This window comes from Maricaulis sp. D1M11 (genome assembly GCF_047308265.1).
Classification (GTDB): Bacteria; Pseudomonadota; Alphaproteobacteria; order Caulobacterales; family Maricaulaceae; genus Maricaulis.
Map to the genome: position 1 here is coordinate 152,586 of NZ_JBKQWY010000007.1, position 20,822 is coordinate 173,407.

The 20,822-nt window shown below is 61.3% G+C and carries 19 protein-coding genes; 7 read left to right on the forward strand and 12 right to left on the reverse strand.

The genetic code is table 11. From position 1 onward, the window contains the following. Nucleotides 1-38: 38 nt before the first annotated feature. The 7 genes from RMQ97_RS11695 to RMQ97_RS11725 all read right to left on the reverse strand — a co-directional run bounded on the left by RMQ97_RS11695 (nucleotide 39) and on the right by RMQ97_RS11725 (nucleotide 4,331). Entirely contained in the window at nucleotides 39-428 is a 390-nt protein-coding gene (locus RMQ97_RS11695; RefSeq protein ID WP_413661062.1) for a thiol-disulfide oxidoreductase DCC family protein, read from the reverse strand. 92 nt (nucleotides 429-520) lie between these two features. Continuing rightward, nucleotides 521-835: a UrcA family protein gene (locus tag RMQ97_RS11700; protein WP_413661063.1), complete on the reverse strand. Its 315-nt coding sequence runs from the start codon at nucleotides 833-835 to the stop codon at nucleotides 521-523. Nucleotides 836-1,061: 226 nt separating this feature from the next. Further along, entirely contained in the window at nucleotides 1,062-1,478 is a 417-nt protein-coding gene (locus tag RMQ97_RS11705; protein ID WP_413661064.1) for a PaaI family thioesterase, read from the reverse strand. Continuing rightward, nucleotides 1,475-1,963, reverse strand: coding sequence for a PaaI family thioesterase (locus RMQ97_RS11710; protein WP_413661065.1), 489 nt, complete (start codon nucleotides 1,961-1,963; stop codon nucleotides 1,475-1,477). The genes RMQ97_RS11705 and RMQ97_RS11710 overlap by 4 nt, the downstream gene beginning before the upstream one ends. A 79-nt stretch (nucleotides 1,964-2,042) precedes the next feature. Next, nucleotides 2,043-2,357, reverse strand: a complete 315-nt coding sequence (locus RMQ97_RS11715; RefSeq protein ID WP_413661066.1) for a DUF6460 domain-containing protein — start codon at nucleotides 2,355-2,357, stop codon at nucleotides 2,043-2,045. A gap of 108 nt (nucleotides 2,358-2,465) precedes the next feature. Continuing rightward, nucleotides 2,466-3,296 (reverse strand): mechanosensitive ion channel family protein, encoded by an 831-nt coding sequence (locus RMQ97_RS11720; protein ID WP_413661067.1) that lies wholly within the window; start codon nucleotides 3,294-3,296, stop codon nucleotides 2,466-2,468. An 81-nt stretch (nucleotides 3,297-3,377) separates the two neighbouring features. After that, nucleotides 3,378-4,331 carry a hypothetical protein gene (locus tag RMQ97_RS11725; RefSeq protein ID WP_413661068.1) on the reverse strand — a complete coding sequence of 318 codons (954 nt, stop codon included), beginning with the start codon at nucleotides 4,329-4,331 and terminating at the stop codon, nucleotides 3,378-3,380. A gap of 170 nt (nucleotides 4,332-4,501) precedes the next feature. Between RMQ97_RS11725 and RMQ97_RS11730 the strand changes: the two genes are divergently transcribed. Together RMQ97_RS11730 and pdeM are read left to right on the forward strand one after the other, a co-directional pair. Next, nucleotides 4,502-6,967 (forward strand): ligase-associated DNA damage response DEXH box helicase, encoded by a 2,466-nt coding sequence (locus RMQ97_RS11730; RefSeq protein ID WP_413661069.1) that lies wholly within the window; start codon nucleotides 4,502-4,504, stop codon nucleotides 6,965-6,967. A 9-nt stretch (nucleotides 6,968-6,976) separates the two neighbouring features. Continuing rightward, complete coding sequence (gene pdeM, locus RMQ97_RS11735; protein ID WP_413661070.1) at nucleotides 6,977-7,741, forward strand: ligase-associated DNA damage response endonuclease PdeM; 765 nt, start codon at nucleotides 6,977-6,979, stop codon at nucleotides 7,739-7,741. Here pdeM and RMQ97_RS11740 read toward each other — a convergent pair. The 5 genes from RMQ97_RS11740 to RMQ97_RS11760 form a co-directional block, all read right to left on the reverse strand. Then, on the reverse strand, nucleotides 7,720-8,217 hold the full coding sequence (locus tag RMQ97_RS11740) for a DUF3429 domain-containing protein (RefSeq protein WP_413661071.1): 498 nt from the start codon (nucleotides 8,215-8,217) through the stop codon (nucleotides 7,720-7,722). The genes pdeM and RMQ97_RS11740 overlap by 22 nt on opposite strands. 26 nt (nucleotides 8,218-8,243) lie before the next feature. After that, on the reverse strand, nucleotides 8,244-9,014 hold the full coding sequence (locus RMQ97_RS11745) for a TIGR02186 family protein (RefSeq protein ID WP_413661072.1): 771 nt from the start codon (nucleotides 9,012-9,014) through the stop codon (nucleotides 8,244-8,246). Next, nucleotides 9,015-9,953: a sulfite exporter TauE/SafE family protein gene (locus tag RMQ97_RS11750; RefSeq protein ID WP_413661073.1), complete on the reverse strand. Its 939-nt coding sequence runs from the start codon at nucleotides 9,951-9,953 to the stop codon at nucleotides 9,015-9,017. Nucleotides 9,954-9,962: 9 nt separating this feature from the next. Further along, nucleotides 9,963-13,352, reverse strand: a complete 3,390-nt coding sequence (locus RMQ97_RS11755) for a peptidoglycan-binding protein (RefSeq protein WP_413661074.1) — start codon at nucleotides 13,350-13,352, stop codon at nucleotides 9,963-9,965. A 194-nt stretch (nucleotides 13,353-13,546) separates the two neighbouring features. After that, nucleotides 13,547-15,223: a hypothetical protein gene (locus RMQ97_RS11760; RefSeq protein ID WP_413661075.1), complete on the reverse strand. Its 1,677-nt coding sequence runs from the start codon at nucleotides 15,221-15,223 to the stop codon at nucleotides 13,547-13,549. Nucleotides 15,224-15,370: 147 nt separating this feature from the next. On the opposite strand from RMQ97_RS11760, the gene RMQ97_RS11765 reads away from it, so the two are divergent. The 5 genes from RMQ97_RS11765 to RMQ97_RS11785 all read left to right on the forward strand — a co-directional run bounded on the left by RMQ97_RS11765 (nucleotide 15,371) and on the right by RMQ97_RS11785 (nucleotide 20,822). After that, complete coding sequence (locus tag RMQ97_RS11765) at nucleotides 15,371-15,859, forward strand: MerR family transcriptional regulator (RefSeq protein WP_413661076.1); 489 nt, start codon at nucleotides 15,371-15,373, stop codon at nucleotides 15,857-15,859. A gap of 49 nt (nucleotides 15,860-15,908) precedes the next feature. Beyond that, nucleotides 15,909-17,696 carry an acyl-CoA dehydrogenase C-terminal domain-containing protein gene (locus RMQ97_RS11770; RefSeq protein ID WP_413661077.1) on the forward strand — a complete coding sequence of 596 codons (1,788 nt, stop codon included), beginning with the start codon at nucleotides 15,909-15,911 and terminating at the stop codon, nucleotides 17,694-17,696. Between the two features lie 94 nt (nucleotides 17,697-17,790). Then, on the forward strand, nucleotides 17,791-18,957 hold the full coding sequence (locus tag RMQ97_RS11775) for an acyl-CoA dehydrogenase family protein (RefSeq protein ID WP_413661078.1): 1,167 nt from the start codon (nucleotides 17,791-17,793) through the stop codon (nucleotides 18,955-18,957). Between the two features lie 4 nt (nucleotides 18,958-18,961). Beyond that, a complete protein-coding gene (locus tag RMQ97_RS11780) occupies nucleotides 18,962-19,555 on the forward strand; it encodes an FMN-binding negative transcriptional regulator (RefSeq protein WP_413661079.1) in 594 nt (197 codons plus the stop codon). 61 nt (nucleotides 19,556-19,616) lie between these two features. Next, the gene (locus RMQ97_RS11785) at nucleotides 19,617-20,822 is read left to right on the forward strand and encodes an acetyl-CoA C-acetyltransferase (protein ID WP_413661080.1); all 1,206 of its coding nucleotides are present in this window, start codon (nucleotides 19,617-19,619) and stop codon (nucleotides 20,820-20,822) included.

The following is a 20,822-nucleotide window of genomic DNA, read 5'->3' on the forward strand; positions in this document are numbered from 1 at the left end:
TAAACCGTGACGGGCATCGGAGCAAGCGTGTCATTCGGTCAGTCGAGGGTGCATTGGCCATTCTGACACGTCCGGCGCGGCCGGTAGGGCGCCAGCCGACGATAGATCCAGTCAAGGGGGAGGCGGATCACAGCCGGACGGGTCAGTGAGGCAAGCCAGCCCCAACCCGGAAGGTGGTCCCAGATGGTGATGAAAGCTGACCATCCAGTGATCACACGACCGTCGGGGTGGCGGACATGCATGGCGGCGAGGGCAGAGGCGCGGTCAACATCCGAGGGCAGGTCCGGACCATTGGCATCAACCAGCTTTATCTTGTCCTCGCCATGCCGGGCATAGCGCGACATCTCGGCGACACAGATCGGACACTGCGCATCAAAATACGCGATGACAGGGCCGATTGGCGGAGGGGTGTGTGACGCCTGAGCCATGACCACAATGTAGGTGGGCAGGCCCCAAAAAGAAGAGGACAGTCTGCCGCGCGACAAACTGTCCTCTCTGACAAAACGGGTATGTTTGAAGCTTAGCGGACTTCAACCGTTGCCGTGCCGGTCTCGATATTGCGAGCGGCGAGCGTTGTGTTCAGCTGGTCCATGGCGCCTTCAACAGCTTCGGTAACGCACTGGCGTGCGATGCGAGCTTCAACCAGCGTGCGGGCAGAACGGGTCTCGCAGACAGAGCGGGCAGCGCCCTGGATCTCGGCGTACAGAGCTTCGCGAGCCGAGGCGTCAGCCATGGTGGCAACGTTGTACTCGATTTCGACAGAACGGGAGTCAGCCAGAGCAGCGGTGGATGCGATGGCGGCGAAAGCGGCGGCAGTGAAAATACGGGAGAACATCGTGAAAACCTTTTGATCGACGGGGCACTGTGGTGTTGACGACGATCGTGTCGGGAAATGCCGTCGTTCAACGAGGGCTGTGTGTCCTATTCGTGTGGCGATCCTGTGACAAAACGCCCGCTTTTCGGCAGGATAATCATGCAAAAATGCAATCCTTTCAGGAGATTAATAAACGTGTCATCCTGAAATCGTGGTAATCTTTATCGAATATTCTGAAAAGCTTCGATTATTCTTCTGTCGAGGTCGGCGTGATGAGGAAGTGCCCGTGTAATGTGGCAATCGGCGAGCCGCGACGGTTCTGCCAGGCCTCGACTCTGACATTGGCGACACGCCGTCCGGAGCGATTGACTATGGCGCGGCCATACACGTCTTGCGGCCGGCCGGGGCGCAAATAATCCACTGCGACATCGATGGGTTTGGGCAGGCGCGTGAGGGGTTGTTCGGTCAGAAGGGCACCGGCCGCCACGATCTCCATGAAGGCCCCGACGGCCCCGCCATGCAGCGCTGGCAGAAGGGGGTTGCCGATCAGGCTTTCATCATAGGGCAGAATGCCGGTCAGCTCGTCCCCCGCACAGTCCAGCCGAACACCAAAGCGGGAAACATAGGGCGTGTTGACCAGGGTCTCGATCAAATCGCGGCTCATGAGGACGTCCCCCGGTTCGCGTCAGATTGAACCCGCTTTCGCGCCTCGACGGACGGTTTTGAAATCATGAAGGCGGCCTGGGCGATCGCGACGGGATCGTCCGGATCCCCGTCATGGGCGATGGCGCGCACAAAGGCGATCAGTCCATGGGATTTCAGACATTGCGCGGTTGCGATGACATCCTTGCCCGGCTCGGCGGGGCGGCTGTAATCGATCCGCAGATCCAGCGTTGCAGGCGCTTCCTTGGCCCCCAGGCCGGCGAAGGCTGCCGTCCCCGCCGCATGGTCCAGCAGCGCCGTAATAACACCTCCGTGCAGCGTTCCGGTTTCCGGATCGCCAATCAGATCTTCACGATAAGGGGCTTTGAGCACCACCTCGCCCGGCGAGATAGAGACCAGAGACAGGCCCAGCGCCTGGGCGTGGGGAGACCCGTCCACAAGAAGCGGCGCCAGCTCGTCCAGCAGCGCCTGAAGATCATCACTCATGTTTATCCTCGGTTCGACCCGTGTGCGAGCACTCTAACGCGCAGGCCGGGCCCGGGCGACGGGAAGAACCAGACAGGTGTCAGCGTTTGCCGACAGAGCTGAGCAGGCGATAGACCAGCCAGATGGGAACAACCAGAACGGCGCCCAGCAGGAAATAGTCGATGGCCCAGAAGACGCTGTCTCCCAGCAGGGAGATAAAGCGGGCCCAGGCCTCACCGATCGTGCCGAACAGATCGACCCACAAGCGCCGCGGATTGACGTTGAGCGCTGCCAGGATAATGCCGACCAGAATACTGATGACAACGATGCGAATAATGTCGCCAGTCCCGATACGAAGCAGACGCTTGGCGAATGTGTTCTCGTTTTCCGGCTGGGCCGGTTGATCACTGGACATGGGGTTTCCCGTTTCCTGCATCCCTCATTGGAGCACAGCTTACCATGGAATGGGGCGCAAACACGGCAAAACCGGGATGCGCCCCACAGGAGTTCGGTGTGCCCGATATCAGGCCTTGCGTGCGATATTGACCTGGTGCGGATACGGGATGGAAATGCCCTTGGCGTCAAAGGCTTCCTTGACGTTCTTGAGCGCGTCGAAATGAACGCCCCAATAATCGCCGGCGTCACACCAGGCCCGCGTCACAATATCCACCGATGAACCGCCATGGGCGGCAACCGCGGTGAAGACGGCTGGGTCCTTGTGAACCCGTTCATCGGCATTGAGCGTTTCCTCGATGATGGCCATGGCGGTGTCGATATTGTCGGCATAGTCGATGGAGAATACGAGATCGACGCGCCGGGTCGGATTGGCCGAATAATTGACGATCGTATCGCCCCAGGCGGCTCCGTTGGGGATGATAACCTTCTTGTTGTCACCCGTCGCCAGTTCAGTGGTGAAGAGGTTGACATCTTTGACGGATCCGGACTGACCCGCGACATCAACCCAGTCGCCCAACTGATAAGGGCGGAAGAGGATCAGCATGACGCCCGCCGCCAGATTGGACAGCGTGCCTTGCAGCGCGAGGCCAATGGCCAGGGTCGCAGCACCCAATGCGGCGACGATGGAGGTGGTTTGCACGCCAAATTGTCCAAGAACGGCGATGAACACCACCGCCATGGCACCGTAATAGGCGAGAGACGCAAAGAAATTGCCCAGCGTATCGTCGATGCGCTCGCTCTTCAGGGCGGCTTTGCGAACGGCCCCTTTGATAAGGCCGGCCACGATCAGGCCAATAATCAGAATGAGCGCGGCCAGAACCACATTGACGGCGGCGTTCATGCCCATCTCAATCAGGGCGGCGGTTGTGTCTTCATTCAACCAGGTTTCGGTGTCCATTATAGTCCCCAGCTTGCGTCACGTGTGACGGAAAAGCGGGAGACTAAGGCTATTCTCGCCTGAACACCAAATGAACCGTCTCTAGCTGGTTGCAGCCACGGTAGCTGCAGTTGTCGACGCAGTGACGGCGGCAATCATTGCGGCCTGGGCGGCCAGAATAGCCGCCAGATCGCGTGCTGCGGCGATCGGGCCTGTTTGACCGATCTGAGCCTGAGCCAGGCGCATGGCAATACGAGCCGCCACCTGGCCGGTGGCCTTGGGTTTAAGAGCGCGCACGGTCTCAAAGCTATCGACCAGGGCATCCGCAGTGGCATGTCCCGGGCCCTGCGCGGCGAGAATAGCCAGGCCGGTTTTCCCCAAGCCATGACGCAATTCCCCCCGGCCTCGTACAGCCGTGTTCAGGACCGTCCATGCCGAAGCCAGTTCGCCCGGATCCGGCGCGAGCCAGGCGACTTCATAGGCGGCGGCTTCTGCATGACTGCGAGGCACACCGGCCGCGGACAGCGTGTCGCGGGCCTGGCTCAGACGGGCTTGCGCGGTGACGGGTGTTTCGCCCAGCGCCGTTGTTGTGGCAGCGAGCACTTCCTCGCGTGTGGCCTCGCGGCGCCACCACGGGGCCTTGACCGCTTCGAGTGTATCGAAAAAACGGCCGGTCTGATCGAGATCGCCCCGGGTAACGGTGAGCGCAAGCGCAGCCACAGATCCGCCCTGTGAGAGCGCGCGCCCGCCTCTCTGCTTGCGCGTTGAGGCCAGGGCGGCCCGCATCAGGAAGAAATCCTTCGCCGACCGGTCTGCGCTGGCCAGGGCGGCAGCATAGACCAGCCTCATTGTGCTAGAGGGGGCTCGAAACGCGCCCAAGCGCTCGTTCAGCTTTTGGCGAAGTTCGAAACTGCGTTCGATATGCGCATCAATGTCGTGTTCGGAATTGATTGAGGCCAGCGCGGCAAACCGGGCGGCCAGGCGTTCGCTGCGATTGGCGCGAGCATGGAAAGCACTATCCAGCGCCTTGAAACGTTCGATCACAGCATGGGCCATGGGGCACTCCCTCTCAATGAGGTGAAATCATGGCAGAGCCCGGGGGGCAGGAACAGGGGGACAAGTTGTGAACCGGTCCCCCCGGGGCTCGGGCCAAGGGAGATATGCTCAGCTTGTTATGGGTGTTGAGTGGGGGTGGTATGATGCTGGGGTGACGCTAGGTTTGACCCATGACCGTTTCCGCCCCGTCCTTGCCCCCTGTTATCGAGCACTGGTTTGCGTCACGCGGCTGGCAGGTGCGGGCGCACCAGGCCGAAATGATCGAGGCCGCCTATGCGGGTGAAGACGCCCTCCTGATAGCACCAACGGGTGGTGGCAAGACCCTGGGGGGCTTCCTGCCGAGCCTGGCCGAATTGTCGGCGCTGGAAGGCGGGCGCAAACGACCCCATAGCCTGCACACACTGTATATCTCGCCGCTCAAGGCCTTGTCTGTGGATGTCGCCCGCAATCTCACTGGGCCGGTGGAGGAGATGGGGCTGGATATCCGGATCGAGACCCGCACGGGCGACACCCCGGTTGCGCGGCGACAGCGCCAGCGTGCCAGACCGCCTGATATCCTGCTGACGACACCGGAACAGATCGCGCTCTTGTGTGCGTCGCCGAACGCGGGTGCGTTTTTTGGGGACCTACAGCGGATCATCATTGACGAAATCCATGCCCTGGCCCCGCAAAAACGTGGTGATCTTCTCTCGCTGGGTCTGGCCGCCATCCGGCAATGGGCACCGGAGGCCCAGCGGGTCGGCCTGTCGGCGACGATCGCGGACGAGGCGGGACTCGCGCGCTGGCTGGTTCCCCAACACTGTGCGACGGGAACGAACCAGGCCCGGATCGTACGCGGTGCCGCTGGTGCACGGCCCGAGGTGGAGATCCTTTCGCCCAATACGCGCATCCCATGGGCCGGACATAGTGGTCAGCATGCGCTGGAGGAGATCTATGCGCGTATCCAGCAGGCACGGCTCAGCCTGATCTTTGTGAATACCCGCTCCCAGGCTGAAATGACGTTCCAGTCGCTATGGTCGATCAATGAAGACTCGCTGCCCATCGCGCTTCATCATGGGTCCTTGGCGGTCGAGCAAAGACGCAAGGTGGAGGCTGCCATGGCTGCCGGGCGCCTCAAGGCGGTGGTGTGCACGTCCACCCTCGATCTGGGTATTGACTGGGGTGATGTGGACTTGGTGATCCAGCTGGGCGCGCCCAAAGGGTCCTCGCGTCTGATCCAGCGCCTGGGACGGTCCAATCACCGGCTCGACAGCCCGTCAAAGGCGTTGCTGGCGCCCACGAACCGGTTTGAACATCTCGAATGTGAGGCGGCACGGGCCGCGGTGGCTGAACACGCGCTCGATGGTGAAGCGTTGGGGCCGGGAGCCTGGGACGTACTCGCGCAGCATATGATGGGGCGGGCATGCGGCGCGCCCCTTGAGACCGGGGCGCTTTTCACGGAAGTTCGGCAGGCTGCTCCCTACGCCGATCTTTCGCGAGAGACTTTCGACCGTATTTTCGATTTCACCGTCTCAGGTGGCTATGCTCTGGAAAGCTATGACCGGTTTCGCCGACTGGTAAAAAACCGGGAGGGGCTCTGGGAACCGCGCACTCCCCAGATCGCCCAGAAACACCGCTTGAATGTCGGCACGATTGTCGAGGCACCGATGCTGAAAGTGGTGCTGGGCAAGGGCAGTTATGGCGGCCGGGTACTGGGAGAGGTCGAAGAATGGTTCGTCGAGATGATGGTGCCGGGCGACAGCTTCATGTTTGCAGGTCAGATCCTGACGTTCGAGGCGATCGACGCCCTGCAAGTGCGTGTGTCCCGGTCCAGCTCCGACACCCCGAAAATCCCCACCTATAATGGCGGCAAGTTTCCGCTCTCTACCTATCTGGCGGAACGGGTGCGAGACATGGTGCAGGATCCGTCTGCCTGGACGCATCTCCCCGCACAGGTCCAGGACTGGCTGGAGCTGCAAAAGGCGGTGTCTGCCCTGCCACAGGCGGCCGGCCTGCTGGTGGAGACCTTTCCACGCCATGCGAAATACTATCTCGTCTGTTATCCGTTTGAGGGGCGGCTGGCGCACCAGACCCTGGGCATGTTGCTGACACGACGTCTGGAACGTCTGGGCCTGCGGCCGATGGGTTTTGTCGCCAATGAATACGCCGTGTCAGTGTGGGCGTTGCGGGACCTGTCGGGGGTCGATATGGCGAGCCTGTTCGCCGAAGACATGCTGGGCGATGATCTTGACGCCTGGCTGGCAGAAAGTGACCTGATGAAGCGTACCTTCCGTCATTGTGCGGTCATTGCCGGTCTGATTGAGCGGCGTTTGCCCGGCATGGAGAAGAGCGGACGTCAGGTCACCTTCTCCACTGATCTCATCTATAATGTCCTGCGCGAACACGAACCCGACCATGTCGTTCTGCAGGCGGCCTGGCGTGATGCCGGACGCGGCCTGCTGGATATTCATCGTTTGGGGGATGCGCTTGCGCGGTTTCAGGCTGGCATACGGCACCTGGATCTGGACCGTATTTCCCCGCTGGCTGTTCCGGTGATGCTGGAGATTGGCAAGGAAGCCATCCACGGCGAGGGGCATGAGAGCATACTCGAGGAGAATGCCGAAGATCTGATCGCCGAAGCGACAGGAAAGCGCTAGATTCCGTTCATGACGAATCCCTCTGCACCCTCTTCAGAAACCCGCTCTCCCGGCGCCTCAACACGACGTGCGGTGACTGCGCTGACACTGGCTGGAGTGCGAGTGTTGGCCGATGTCGACGGGGCCCTGGTCCTGCCGGACAGCCAGACTCTGGTTGTCTCGGACCTTCATTTCGAAAAGGGGTCATCCTATGCGGCCACCGGTCAGCTTCTGCCGCCTTATGACAGCCGCACCACATTACGCCGTCTGGGCGCGCTGATCGCGCATTACACCCCCCGACAGGTGATCGCGCTGGGTGACAGTTTTCATGATCTCGCGGCCGAGGCTCGCATGGATGCGCACGATCGTGCGGCCCTGCAGGCGCTGGTGGGCCGGGTGGAGGACTGGGTGTGGATCGAGGGCAATCATGACCCGCATCCTCCCGCGCATCTGGGCGGACGGGTCCGGCACACACTCGAGATGCAGGGTCTGAGGTTTCGTCATGAACCGCTCGAGGGAGACCACCCGGGCGAGATCGCGGGTCATCTCCATCCATGCGCCAAGGTAAGCGGGCAGGGACGCAGCGTGCGCCGACGGTGTTTTGCGCTGGGGCCGGACCGCCTCATACTGCCGGCTTTCGGGGCCTATACGGGCGGGTTGAATGTCTGTGATGAGGCCTTTGGTGTCGTCTTCGGACAGCGCCCGGATGTGGTGATCCTGGGGCGCGACAAGCTCTATCCGGTCGGCGCCCGACGTCTCCTGCCGGATCGATCTCAGCTGCGCGCCAGATTATAGACCAGCATCATCGCCAGTGCGGACACGATCGCGCCCAGGGTGAGCGTCGTGCGCAGGCGGCCGAACCAGTCTGGCAGATCTCCGCGTTTGACGGCGTCCCGGTCCCAGCGGGCATGGCCCAGTAGCGCCAGTGCCAGCAGGGCCCAGGCCATCATGGGATAGCCCAGCCAGTGTATAAAGGCCGCAAGCAGGCCAATCAGACACCCTCCCACTGAGAGGAACAGGGTGCGGTTCAGTCGGGGACCGGGAAGGGCGACCGCCTGCCCCCATCTTACCCCGCCCAGGAAGCTGAGAATAAGCGCGGCATAAATGGTGAAGAGTGCCTCTTCGGCTGCGGCACTGCGATCGCTCAGCCAGGCCTGGACGGACAGGGCGACGGGAAACCAGAACGGGATCCAGCCACCCATGCCCAGCCATTGCGCCATTCTTGGCGTGTCTGTCGGGGAGGGACGATTATCATTCATGTCATTAGACATAGGGCGGGCCGGACGGCGGAACAGGGTCAGTCACGGTTGAAAATAGCCGATGCAACATAGCCGGCCAGCATGGCCAGAGCGACGCAGAACAGGCCATAGATCAGCGGCGCGCCGTGGGCAAAACCGTAGAGCACCCGTTCGATGCCGGCCTTCTCCACGCGCAGGGAGACCGAGCGCGAGGCCACGCGATGGCCATCACGAAACAGATAGACATCCGCGGTGTAATCCCCGACCGGTGTGAGCGGCGGCAACATCAGGCGGGCGCGAAAGATTCCACCATCCAGAACTTCCACGCCGCGCTCATTGGCCGAGAACAAACCGTCACGGCTCATGGCGCGCGCAATGGCCTCGCGATAGGGCGCCAGCGCGGCGCTGGCCAGGGCGGCATCGACCGCACCGCCTTCCAGAGGTTCAGACTGACGGGCCGCCAGAACCGGGGCTATGCCCAGCTCGTTTTCGATGAGCTCGGCCGGGTCAGCAAACTCGTCGAGCGGACGGGTGGCTGCGATGGCGTAGAAGCCGGGCACATCCTCAAAGGCGATGGGGTCGCGATTGAGCCAGACGCCAAAACTGCGCGCTTTCTGCATGACGCGGAGGTTTTCCTCCGGTCCACGCAGCACCACGATAATCTCGTCACGCAGGGTTAGGCCGCGCGTCGCACCAAACAGGACCAGCTCAGCTCCGGCAAAGTCTGATCGGATCTCGACGGTCTCCTGCGTAAGGGCCGCCATGATCATCGGCGGTTCGTCGAGTGTGGCGGATTGCAGGCTAAGGGCGCAAAGCAGGGCGGTGAGCATCTAATGTCCTCCACCGCCGCGCGGGATAACCGCGAACAGGTCTTCCGGGGTAACAACCAGATCGAAGACGAGCTTGCCGCACACCACCAGAACCATGGCAGCGAGCAGAGCGCGCAATTCCTCGGCCTTGATGTGGCGACCGGCCCGGGCCCCGAACTGGGCGCCGATCACGCCGCCGACGATCAGGCTCATCGCGAGGACAATATCCACGGTCTGGTTCTGGGTGGCCTGGAGTACGGTGGTCAGAGCCGTCACAAACAGGATCTGGAACAGGCTGGTCCCGATGACGACGTTGGTCGGCATGCGCAGCAGATAAATCATCGCCGGAACCATCACAAAACCGCCGCCTACGCCCATGATTGCCGCTAGCGTGCCGACAAAAAAGCCGATCGCAATGGGCGGGATCACGGAGATGTAGAGGCCGGAACGCGGGAAGCGCATTTTGAACGGCAGGGCATCAATCCAGCCGCGCTTCCGGCGAGGCGCACGAACCGGCTGACCGGTCTGAGCAGAGGCGCGCTGACGCAGGATAGCACGGGCGCTCTCCACCATCATCAAACCGCCGATGACGCCCAGAAACGTCACATAACTCAGCGAGATGATCGTATCGATCTGGCCCAGTCGGGTGAGAGTAACCACAAGCTGGACACCGGTGATCGAGCCCAAGGCCCCGCCGACCAACAAGAGTGAGCCCATTTTGGCGTCTAGGGTTCGGCGTTTCCAGTGCACGAGGGCGCCTGACGCCGATGAGGCGACGATCTGATTGGCTTCAGTCGACACTGCCACAACAGGGGGGATGCCGATGAAGATCAGGAGGGGCGTCATCAGGAACCCACCGCCGACCCCGAACATGCCGGAGAGAAACCCAACGCCTGCGCCCAGGCCCAACAAGACAAACAGATTGACAGAGACTTCCGCGATCGGGAGGTAGATCTGCACGACCCCGCCCTAGCCCGCGACCGCCTGTTCGAGACGGTCCAGAAGGACTGTATCGACGCGGCCGGTGCGGGGCATAGCATTGTCTGCCTGGAACTGGCGGATGGCAGTGCGGGTGCGATCTCCCATCATCCCGTCAATTGTTCCGGGTTGATAACCCAGCACAGACAGGAAGCCTTGGGCGCGGCGTACCATTTCCGGATCGGCGGTAGCGACCCGGTCCCAGGGTTGATCGGTGTAAAGCCCGTTGGCTTCCGGATCGATCGGGCGCGGCTGGAACCCGCTGGCGACGGAACCGGCTTCGTCTCGGGCACCCTGGGGCAGGGTTTCGCCGATGATACGGGCACGCTCTGCGGCCTCAGTATCACCGCCGGCAGCGGCAATGGTATACCACGCGAAGGCGTCGGCAGGGCTTTGCGGAACGCCTTGGCCGCGTTCAAACAGCATGGCCAGGTTGAACTGGGCATCCGCCAGTCCGAGCAGTGAGGCTTCTTCGAACCAGCGGGCTGCCGTTTCATCATTGCGCTCGGTGCCGCGTCCGAAATGATACATCACGCCCAGGCGATACATGGCGCGACGGTGTCCGGAGTTGGCCGCACGCTCAACCCACTGGCGGGCCTCGTCGACATTGGCGTCTACACCCTCACCGTCTTCGAGCAGAATACCATAGCGATATTGCGCAGCCGGAATGCCCTGTTCGGCGGCGCGGCGCAGCAAAATCGCTGCGGCCTGCGTATTGCCTTGTTCGAGCAGGTTCGCGCCCAACATGTAGCGGGCCACAGGATTGCCATCCGAGGCCGCACTTTCCAGCGTGACGGGTGGGCGTCCTGGATCTGCGGCCGTCGCGATAGGGGCCGTCTCGGCAGGGGGCGTTGCGGCAGCGGCCGTAGCAACAGGGGAGGCTTCTGCGGGAGCAGAGGATTGCGTGGGCGTTGTTGGCGGTGTGGATCGGGGTTCAGACTGCGCCGGGGCGTCGATCCGTTGGACGGGTTCGTCGCTGCGTCCAGACATGCTGGAGGCTGGAGGTTCCTCGACTTCGGTCTCTGCTGGCAGAACGGTGCCGGAATTGTCGGCAACGATGTTTCCGGGAGCGGCGGGCGTTGTCTCGTTGCTCAGGGCCGAGGCCAGAGCCTCCTGGGAGAGTGCTGATGACGTCTGTTCGCTGGAGGCTGCGGGACCGGACAGGTTTTCCCAGATCAGCATGCCGACCAGCGCGATCATGGTCAAAAGCCCCAGACCCAGCAGAATCGACAGCAGGATGCGACCTCCGCCGGACTTGTCCGTCTCATAGGCATTGTAGGGAGACCCGTGGCCGGGCGCGCGTGTGCGCTCACGAGCTGCAGCGAGGAAGTCGGCATCGGCCGTGGCTCCCATACGACGGGAGGACGGAATGTGGGGTGGCGTTGCCTGTTGAACGCCCATGCGGGCCTCGACCTGATCTGTATTGACCTGAGCCGTATCGACCGGAGCGGCAGGCTGGAGGATCATCTGGGCCGGATCGACAGAATCCGAAGCTGTGACCGGAGCTGTTGCGGGCATGGAGGCCGCAGACGCTTCCGTTTGGGCCTGTTGTGGTGCCCTCAGAATGGGTGCGTCCACCGGTTCGGGCTGGACCGTCTGAGGCGCTGTCATCGCCGCTTCAGCGGCCGCCAGGAAAGGATCGTCCTCAAGGCCGCTATCGGCAGTGCCGGCGGGCGCCGCAGCCGGTGCTTCGGTCATCGTGATCTCTGCGCCCGGAGCTTGCGGCAGGGGAGTCGAGAAATCATCCGCGGCCGTTTCCGCGTCGGCCTCAGTGTCGGGGGTGGCCCGATCCAGCGTTTCTGGCGCGCGGTTCTCAATAGTTTCGAGTCGGTCCGCGAGAGCTGTCAGGGCCCGTTGGACGGGGGTCAGCGCGTTTTCCGTGTCCGTCTTGATCGAACTCATCCGGTCCTGCACGCCGGCAAGCGCGGTTTCGATGCGCTCGGCTGTCCGGGTCTCGGATTCGCGCAAACGATCATCCAGCTCGTTCTCACTGTCTTCGCTGCGGCGCTGCCGTTCAAGGCGTTCCAGGGCTTCGGTGACACGATCCGTCGCGGCGCTCATCGCGGCGTTGGAGCGCGCTTCAGAGCGGGCAATGCGGTCGGCCAGGGTCTTGCCCATGCGCGAGACCTCCTCGCCCATGCGCTTGAGCGCGACATCGCTGTCTGTCTGAAGGGTTTTCAGCGCGGCTTCGTTTTCTTCGCGAATGCTGTCGAAACGCCGGTCCAGTTCAGCTTCCGACCGGGCCTTGCGAGCCTCAGCCAGGGTCCGTTCCTCACTCTCGGTGAGACGCCGATCAATAGCACCGGCCAGCCGGGTGATTTCATCACCGATACGCTGCAGTCCATCGGTTTGGCGCAGCTCGGCACGCTCGACCTTCTGGAGGGCCTCCGTCAGGTTTTTCTCGAGGCCGTCTACACGGCTTTCACTGGCGAGCTGTCCCAGCGCGTTGGCAACCTGTCCGCGGGTCTGCGCCACAATGCGCGCGACCTCCTCGGACAGGCGATCAAAGCGTCGTTCCAGCTCTACCGTGTCGGTGGAGTTGCGTGTTTCCAGCGACCGCAAGCGATCATCCAGTCGTCCGACGCTGTCCTCGAGTGTGCGCGCGGCGTCCTGGGAGACGCGTTCGGCCCCCTCGACACGGCGGCGAAGGCTTTCGGTTACTTCCTGGAGACCATTGAGGGCATTGCCGGTTTGCAGATCGCGCTTTTTCGCCAGATCGCGGAAGTCTGCGGCCCGTTCCTCGAGACGTTTGACCCGTTCGTCAAAACTCTCGGCCATGCGCCGCGTGGTGTCAGCCTGTTCGCGGGCGGTATCCTCGCCGTCATGGAAACGGCCGGAGACCTCGTTTTCATGCTGATAGAGCCGCCGGGCCAGTTTCATCAGCGTGGTTTCAAAGGCCTTGGCCGTCTCGCTGGACAGGCCGGATCCGGTGTCTGAGGCCTCCAGCGCACGGACGCGCGAGTTAAGGTCATCTTGGGCGGATTTGACTCGATCAACACTGGCCTGGGCTTCGTCCAGGGCGGCCAGGCGATCGGTTTCGACACGCGCGACCTTCTCTGCGAGCTGGTTGATCGTGCCATCCAGTTCTGTGAGTGCCTGGGTGGACAGGTTCTCCGAGCTCTCCACCTTGTCGGCAAGCCGGTTGACCATGGAGCGCAGAAGGCGATCTTCCTCGGTATCCAGCGCCTGGCGACCACCAAATCCGGGATAGGCCGTCAGCGCTTCGTCCCAATCGGGGATCGCCTCGCCATTTTCGTCCAGAATGACCCGGTTGAGCCACTCGCCCATGGTGACGCCAGCCTTGCGCGCAGCCGTTTTCGCACGTGCCTTTGCACGTGGATCAATGCCTTTGACGCTCCAGGGACCCCCTGAGGTGGACATGCGATTCGCCCGCTCTTAACCAAGTGCCCCGAAGCTATCGGGGCGTTAATATAGTGTAAAGCAAGGGTGCAGACGCTAAATGTAGTGTTTCCACACCCTTCTTCAGTCCCAGGCGGGGATCTCCCTGTCTGGACTCGGGTTTTATGAGTCCGCGACTCGGTTAATAGCGGCTTAAACCTGTTAATAACTGCCGATCAGGGTTGCAGTGGCTCAAACGACTCGTCCGCCGTTTCCACGGCGTAGAAATCCGGTGCCAGGAGCTGCATCTGCTCAAGCAGAAGGTCTGTGTCACCCGTTGCGGGCAGATTTCCCGCGTTGGGCAGGTTGCGGGCAATGTCAAACAGCATCCACGCCGTTTCAACATCATCAACCGACGCAGCAAAGCGGCCCGCATGCCAATAAGTCATCGGGGCGTAAGGGTCGATTTCTGCGGCTTCGCTGAACAAGGTCAGCGGATTGAGGGTTTCAAACTCGCGCGATCCGGACTGACGCAGGCTGGTCAGGGCCTGGGCGGCGTGGAGATTGGCAGAGGCGCCTGCCAGGTCCCGGCGGTAGAGATAGGGTTGCAGACCATTCATGGCGGCCGAGCTATCGCGACCGATTTCGCTGATTGCCGTGAAGACGCCCTCGAAGCGGTTGTCACCCAAACCACTGACGGTCAGTCGACGATACGCTTGGCAAAGCTCGGTATCTGTGCCCGGATTGCACGGACCATAGTGTTGCATCGCGTGATTCAGGGTCAGATAGGCGCCGGATTTGTCGGTGACGCCTGTCAGACGTTCCATTTCATCGAGAAAGTCCTGCGGGCTCGGACTGGTGTCGGGGGCCTCAAGGGCGCTGAATCCTGCAATCAATAGGGATTGCGGCATGTCATAGGCGTCCGGCCCGGCTAGGGGCAGATTCTCAGGCCAGGGGAACCCGTCGTCGATAACGGCGTCCATATCGAGTCTTTCCCAGACTTCACGTCGGCCATCGGGACTGGCCGGGCTGAAAAGCAAGAGTGTGAATTCCCGCGGGATGCCATCTGTTGCGCGCCACTGGCCCAATGCTGCCGGGTGGATGGACGTGTTGTGCCGAACCCAGCTTCGCAGCATGCGTGCTGCTTCAGGGCTGGATGTGCGCGGGGTATCGGTCTGGGGGCCAGTTTCAGGTGTTATGGAAAAGATGACGCTGCCGGTCTCGGAGCGCCGATATTCGCGGGCGCTGTCATCTAGCACGGTCTCGTGCAGTGCCGTGTCTGTCAGGCTGATGCCGAGTCCGCCTTCCAGCCAGAAGCGTTCGAAGCTGAGGCCCGGTCCGACGGAAATCTCGTCCAGCTCCCCATTGGCGGTGATGCGCGAGAAGACGTTCAGCTTGCGATGAGTGATGGCGCCGAGCGCGGTATTGGTCATCACGGTCTGACGCACTTCGCGACCGGTCTCGTCCAGCGATGTGCGCGTGTGTGCGGTTAGTTGGCGACCGAGTTCGAAGTCCAGGATTATTGGCCCGTCCGCGTTTAACTCGGCAATATAACCCGGACCGATAATGACATCTCGAATGGTTTCGCTCTGGGCGACACTGTCGAGCGAATAACTGGTAACACGCCAGCGCAGGCGGTGGGTCGGGGCGCTTTCGCCGCGTCGAGCGAGATATTGTTCGCGATCCAGATGGGGGCCTGCCGGAGGACGTGCCGTGTCTTCAGGAGTGGGTTCGACCGGCTCGGGGGCCTCTTCTTGCGGGAGCAGGATGAGGTCGCTCAGATCGGGCCAGTCTGGTTCGTCCGGCGGGCTGGTGTCGCGAGGCGCGGGGACAAGGCTCTGGGCAGTACCCGAACCGGGCGCAATCAGGGTCAGTGCCAGGATGACGGTGGAGGCGAGGGCAGTCAGACGCATGAACGGGTACCGGTTTTTGAATTTGGGCTTCAGTTTGCCCTGTCTTACGCCAAACCAAAAGTCTGCCGTGCCGGTGTGGCCATGAAAATGTTGAAAGGCTCAAATTTGACGTTGACGTTCGCGTAAGCGCGAGGTTACATGCCGGGCATGATCAAGCCAGTGACGCCCGACGCCGAATTTTCCATCCGCGAGCTGTCCCTTGAATTCGGGGTGACGCCGCGAACCCTTCGTTTCTATGAACAGAAGGGCATGATCCATCCACAGCGACGGGGCGCAGCCCGGGTTTACTCGGCTTCGGACCGAGCGCGGGTTGACCTGATCCTACGCGGGAAACGTGTCGGTTTTGCCCTCGACGAAATCAAGGAAATCCTTGACCTCGAGGCCATTGATCGAGGTGGGCGCGAGCGTTTGGAGCCGGCGATCACCCGTTTTGAAGAGCGTATCCGCGTACTCCAGCGTCAGCGTGAAGATGTTGATCGCGCCATTGCCGAGCTTCAGGCCGGGCTTGAATGGATGCGTGAACGTCTGGAAGACCGCGAGCCGCCGGATGAAGTCAAACGTCGGGCCCGGGCTTTCGAAGCCCTGGCTGCGGCGCGTCTTGAACCCTGGACGGGCCTGCCCGCCGACCAATCCTGAACCAATTGACCAAAAAGATCGCCAAGATCATCCTCCCTGGGAGACCCACATGAGCCAATATCGCGCCCCTGTCCGTGATCAGCGTTTTGTGCTGCACGAAGTTCTCAATATTGCCCAGTATTCCGACCTGCCGGGATTCGCTGACGCCGACACCGATACGGTGGATGCCATCCTGGAGGAGGGTGCGAAGTTTGCCGAAGGCGTTCTGGCACCGATCTCTAAAGTGGGTGATGTGGAAGGCTGTACGCGGGATGCGGACGGCAATGTCACCACGCCGACCGGTTGGAAAGAGGCCTTTCACCAGATGGCTGAAGCCGGCTGGACCGCTCTGTCCTCTGATCCGGAGTATGGCGGTCAAGGTCTGCCACACGTCCTGAATCTGGCGATCAATGAAATGGTCTCGTCCTCAAACATGGCGTTTGGCATGTATCCGGGACTGACCCTGGGCGCGGCGGCAGCCTTGCACACGGGTGGTTCCGATGAGCAAAAAGAGCTCTATCTGCCCAAGATGATCTCGTGCCAGTGGGGTGGCACCATGAACCTGACCGAGCCGCACTGCGGTACCGATCTGGGTCTGTTGCGGACCAAGGCGGCTCCGCAAGCGGACGGTTCCTACAAGATCACCGGCCAGAAGATCTGGATCTCGTCCGGTGAGCACGACATGACGGAGAACATTATCCATCTCGTTCTCGCCCGTATCGAGGGCGCACCGGAAGGGGTGAAGGGGATTTCCTTGTTTGTGGTTCCCAAATTCATCCCCGATGAAAACGGCGATCCGGGCGAGCGCAACTCGCTGAAATGCGGGGGTCTGGAGCACAAGATGGGCATTCACGGCAATGCCACCTGTGTGATGGATTACGATGAAGCGACCGGCTGGCTCGTGGGTGAAGAAAACAAGGGTCTCAAAATCATGTTCGTCATGATGAATGAAGCCCGTCTCGGCGTTGGCCTGCAGGGCTATGCGCTGGCCGAAGCCGCTTACCAGCAATCTCTAGCCTTCGCCAAGGACCGCATCCAGGGTCGCTCCCTGACGGGACCGAAAAACCAGGATGGTCCGGCTGATCCGATCATTGTGCACCCCGATGTGCGGCGCATGCTGATGGACCAGAAATCCTTCGTGGAAGGGGCGCGGGCGTTCGCACTGTGGACGGCCCTGCAGGGCGATCTGGAGGAGAAGGCCTCGGACCCGGCGGTTCGCGAAAAGGCCGGCGACTACATGGCGCTTTTGACCCCGATCGTGAAGTCCTACCTCACCGGCAAGGGCTATGACATGGTCTCTAATGGCCTGCAGATCCATGGGGGTTCCGGCTTTACCGAAGAATGGGGAGCCTCGCAGCTCCTGCGTGATGCCCGCATCACACTGATCTATGAAGGCACCAATGGCGTGCAGGCGCTCGACCTGGTGGGCCGCAAGCTGGCCATGCACGGCATGCGCCCGATCACCAGCTTCTTCAACGAGCTGGACGCCTTCATTGCCGAAGGTGGCGACGAGTCGGTCCAGCCCTTCATCAACGGTTTGGCTGCGTCCAAGGCCCAGCTCAAGGAGGGCACCGACTGGCTGATGAATAATGCCCTACAGAATTTCGATCATGCCGGTGCCGCCAGCCACGACTATCTCAACCTCTTCGGCCTGACCTGCCTGACCTATATGTGGGCCAAGATGGCAAAGGTCGCGTCAGCCAAAATTGCGGCGGGCGAGACCGATCCGATCTACGCCACCAAGCTGAAAACCGGCCAGTACTTCCTGGAACGCTGGCTGCCGGAAGGCGCGATGCACCTCTCCAAGCTGCAGGCCGGCGCCGATTCAATGATGGCGCTTGAAGCCGAGGCGTTCTGAGGCAAAGAATACAGGGGCCGGACCGGATAGAAAAACAAGTCGGCCGGCCCTTTATCTCCTGAATGATCGAAAACAAAACCTGGGGAGGTTGGTCATGTTGAACGATCCTGTTGGCGTGCCGAAGCCGGAATGGCTCGACCGTGAAGACGTCAATATTTTTGAAGATGCCGTGCGCGGCTTCATCGAAAAAGAATGCAAACCGCACGCAGACCGCTGGGAAAAGGCCGGAATGGTCGACCGCGAGGTCTGGACCAAGGCCGGCGAAGCCGGTCTTCTTGTGCCCTCCTGTCCGGAAGAATATGGCGGAGCCGGCGGTGACTGGCGCCATGATTATGTGTTCCACATGGCCGGATCGGACATGGGCGTGGAAGGCTGGGGAGCCTCCCTGCACAATTCGATCGTCGCGCCTTATGTCTGGCACTATGGCTCGGAAGAGCAAAAACAGCGCCTTCTGCCGCGCATGGTGTCGGGCGAGCTGGTCGGGGCTATTGCCATGACCGAGCCGGGTGCCGGGTCTGACCTGCAGGGTGTGAAAACCACCGCAGTGAAAGATGGCAATGGATATCGGATCAATGGTTCGAAGACTTTCATCACCAATGGTGGCACCGCCAATCTGATCATTGTGGTCGCCAAGACCGATCCGTCTGAAGGGTATAAGGGTACCTCGCTCTTCCTCGTCGAGACCGATGAAGTGGAAGGTTTCCGCCGCGGGCGTCTGCTCGACAAGGTGGGGCTGAAAGGCCAGGACACGTCCGAGCTGTTTTTCGAGGATATGTGGGTCCCGGCCTCCGCCCTTCTGGGGCCAGAAGAGGGGCAGGGCTTTATCCAGCTGATGCAGCAATTGCCACAGGAACGCCTGCAGATTGCCGTTCAGGGCCTGGGCGCCATGAAGCGCGCGCTCCGCGAGACCATTGACTATGTCAATGAACGCGAGGCCTTTGGTCGTCCGATCATGAAATTCCAGAACACTCAGTTCAAACTGGCCGAGTGCAAGACCAAGGTCACCCTTGCAGAAGTATTCTGCCAGCACTGCTCGGAGCGCTTGCTGGAGGGCACGCTGGATGCCTCCACTGCGTCCATGGCGAAATACTGGGTGTCAGACACTCAAGGCGAAGTGATCGACGAGTGTGTGCAGCTGCACGGCGGATATGGTTTCATGAACGAGTATCCGATCGCCCGCATGTGGCGCGATGCCCGCGTCCAGCGCATTTACGGCGGCACCAATGAGATCATGAAACTTCTGATCGCAAGGACGCTCTGAACGCATGTACATACCGCCCGCTTTTCGCATCGAGGATGAACGCATCATGTTTGCGCTAATGCGCAGCTATGATTTTGCGCTTGTGATGGTGCCGGGCGAAGCCGATCCGGCGGCGACCCATATCCCCCTGAAACTGGATGATGAGCGTCGCCGCCTGATTGGTCATGTCGCAATGGCCAATCCGATCGCCGATCATATCCGGGCGGGCAGACAGGCTCTGGCCGTCTTCACGGGTCCGCACGCTTATGTCTCACCGACCTGGTACGGCGAACCGAACGAGAATGTGCCGACGTGGAACTACATGGCGGTGCATGTCGAGGGGCAATTTGTCCCGCTGGAGGGGGAGAATGCGGAACGCTCTCTCTCCTCCCAGATCGCCGATTTCGAATCTGTCTGGAGGATCACCGATATCGAGGTGGGCAAGCGCGCTCGCCTGGAAGCGGCCATCCAGGCGTTCGAACTCGAGATTACAAGCCTGAAGGGCAAGGCCAAGCTGTCGCAGAACAAGTCGGCTGAAGACCGGCGGCGCCTGGCTGAAGCGCTCATGGAGCGGGGTGAAAACGCCCTGGCTCACAAAATGATGGAGGGGGTGTCTTGATGCCCCTTCCGCGTTGAGTTGTCGATAAAGAGGATAGTCCGCCAAGGGAGAGGACGATACCATGACTGAAGCCTATATTTACGACGCCGTGCGGACGCCGCGCGGCAAGAAAAAGGGCGGTGCTCTCAACGAGATCACAGCTCTCCAACTGGCCACGCAACAGCTCGAGGCGGTTCGCGACCGCAATGACCTCGATACCGGTCTCGTCGACGATGTGATCATGGGTGTGGTTTCGCCGGTCGGCGAGCAGGGCGCCAATATCTCTCGCTCTGCCGTGATCAATGCAGGCTATGCGCAGACCACGGCCGGATACCAGCTGAACCGCTTTTGCGCGTCCGGTCTGGAAGCGGTCAATGTCGCGGCCGCCAAGGTGATGTCGGGTGAAGCTGACTTTGCAATCGGTGGCGGTGTGGAATCCATGTCCCGCGTGCCGATGGGCTCGGACGGTGGCGCCATGCTGGCCGACCCGGAGATGGGTTTTGACCACTATATGGTGCCGCAAGGCGTGTCGGCTGACCTGATCGCGACCAAATACGGTTTCTCCCGCGATGATGTTGACGCCTATGCCGTGGAAAGTCAGAACCGCGCCGCGAAAGCCTGGGAAGAGGGACGTTTCAAGAAAACGATCGTTCCGGTGAAGGATCAGCTGGGCCTGAATATTCTCGAACGCGACGAACATATGCGTCCGGGCACGGACATGCAGGGCCTGGGTTCGCTGAAATCCGCCTTCAAGGATCTGTCCGATTTTGTCGGCTTCGAGGCTGTGGCGCTGCAAAAATACCCGGACGTGGAATACATCAACTGGGTCCACACCGGCGGTAATTCCTCAGGCATTGTGGATGGTGCCAGCATGGTGCTGATCGGGTCCAAGGAAGCGGGCGAAAAAGCCGGTCTCAAGCCGCGCGCACGCATCAAGTCCATGGCGTCTATCGGGTCCGAGCCGACCATCATGCTGACCGGCCCGGTTCCGGTCACCGAGAAGGTTCTCAAAAAGGCGGGCATGGACAAGTCGGACATTGATCTGTGGGAGCTGAACGAGGCGTTTGCCGCCGTGGTTCTGCGCCTGATGCAGGCCTATGACATCGACCACTCGATCATGAACGTCAATGGCGGCGCCATTGCCATGGGTCACCCGCTGGGCGCGACCGGTGCGATGGTCCTGGGCACGGTGCTCGACGAGCTGGAACGGTCCGGCAAGGAAACCGCACTGACAACGCTTTGCGTTGGTGGCGGAATGGGTACGGCCACCATCATCGAGCGGGTCTGA

Coding starts and splice junctions, on each gene's coding strand:
- RMQ97_RS11745 (WP_413661072.1), bottom strand. CDS start 9,014: ATGCTCACCGCCCTGCTTTGCGCCCTTAGCCTGCAATCCGCCACACTC.
- RMQ97_RS11785 (WP_413661080.1), top strand. CDS start 19,617: ATGACTGAAGCCTATATTTACGACGCCGTGCGGACGCCGCGCGGCAAG.
- RMQ97_RS11725 (WP_413661068.1), bottom strand. CDS start 4,331: ATGGCCCATGCTGTGATCGAACGTTTCAAGGCGCTGGATAGTGCTTTC.
- RMQ97_RS11780 (WP_413661079.1), top strand. CDS start 18,962: ATGTACATACCGCCCGCTTTTCGCATCGAGGATGAACGCATCATGTTT.
- RMQ97_RS11740 (WP_413661071.1), bottom strand. CDS start 8,217: ATGTCTAATGACATGAATGATAATCGTCCCTCCCCGACAGACACGCCA.
- RMQ97_RS11700 (WP_413661063.1), bottom strand. CDS start 835: ATGTTCTCCCGTATTTTCACTGCCGCCGCTTTCGCCGCCATCGCATCC.
- RMQ97_RS11765 (WP_413661076.1), top strand. CDS start 15,371: ATGATCAAGCCAGTGACGCCCGACGCCGAATTTTCCATCCGCGAGCTG.
- RMQ97_RS11760 (WP_413661075.1), bottom strand. CDS start 15,223: ATGCGTCTGACTGCCCTCGCCTCCACCGTCATCCTGGCACTGACCCTG.
- RMQ97_RS11695 (WP_413661062.1), bottom strand. CDS start 428: ATGGCTCAGGCGTCACACACCCCTCCGCCAATCGGCCCTGTCATCGCG.
- RMQ97_RS11715 (WP_413661066.1), bottom strand. CDS start 2,357: ATGTCCAGTGATCAACCGGCCCAGCCGGAAAACGAGAACACATTCGCC.
- RMQ97_RS11755 (WP_413661074.1), bottom strand. CDS start 13,352: ATGTCCACCTCAGGGGGTCCCTGGAGCGTCAAAGGCATTGATCCACGT.
- RMQ97_RS11770 (WP_413661077.1), top strand. CDS start 15,909: ATGAGCCAATATCGCGCCCCTGTCCGTGATCAGCGTTTTGTGCTGCAC.
- RMQ97_RS11730 (WP_413661069.1), top strand. CDS start 4,502: ATGACCGTTTCCGCCCCGTCCTTGCCCCCTGTTATCGAGCACTGGTTT.
- RMQ97_RS11710 (WP_413661065.1), bottom strand. CDS start 1,963: ATGAGTGATGATCTTCAGGCGCTGCTGGACGAGCTGGCGCCGCTTCTT.
- RMQ97_RS11720 (WP_413661067.1), bottom strand. CDS start 3,296: ATGGACACCGAAACCTGGTTGAATGAAGACACAACCGCCGCCCTGATT.
- RMQ97_RS11775 (WP_413661078.1), top strand. CDS start 17,791: ATGTTGAACGATCCTGTTGGCGTGCCGAAGCCGGAATGGCTCGACCGT.
- RMQ97_RS11705 (WP_413661064.1), bottom strand. CDS start 1,478: ATGAGCCGCGATTTGATCGAGACCCTGGTCAACACGCCCTATGTTTCC.
- pdeM (WP_413661070.1), top strand. CDS start 6,977: ATGACGAATCCCTCTGCACCCTCTTCAGAAACCCGCTCTCCCGGCGCC.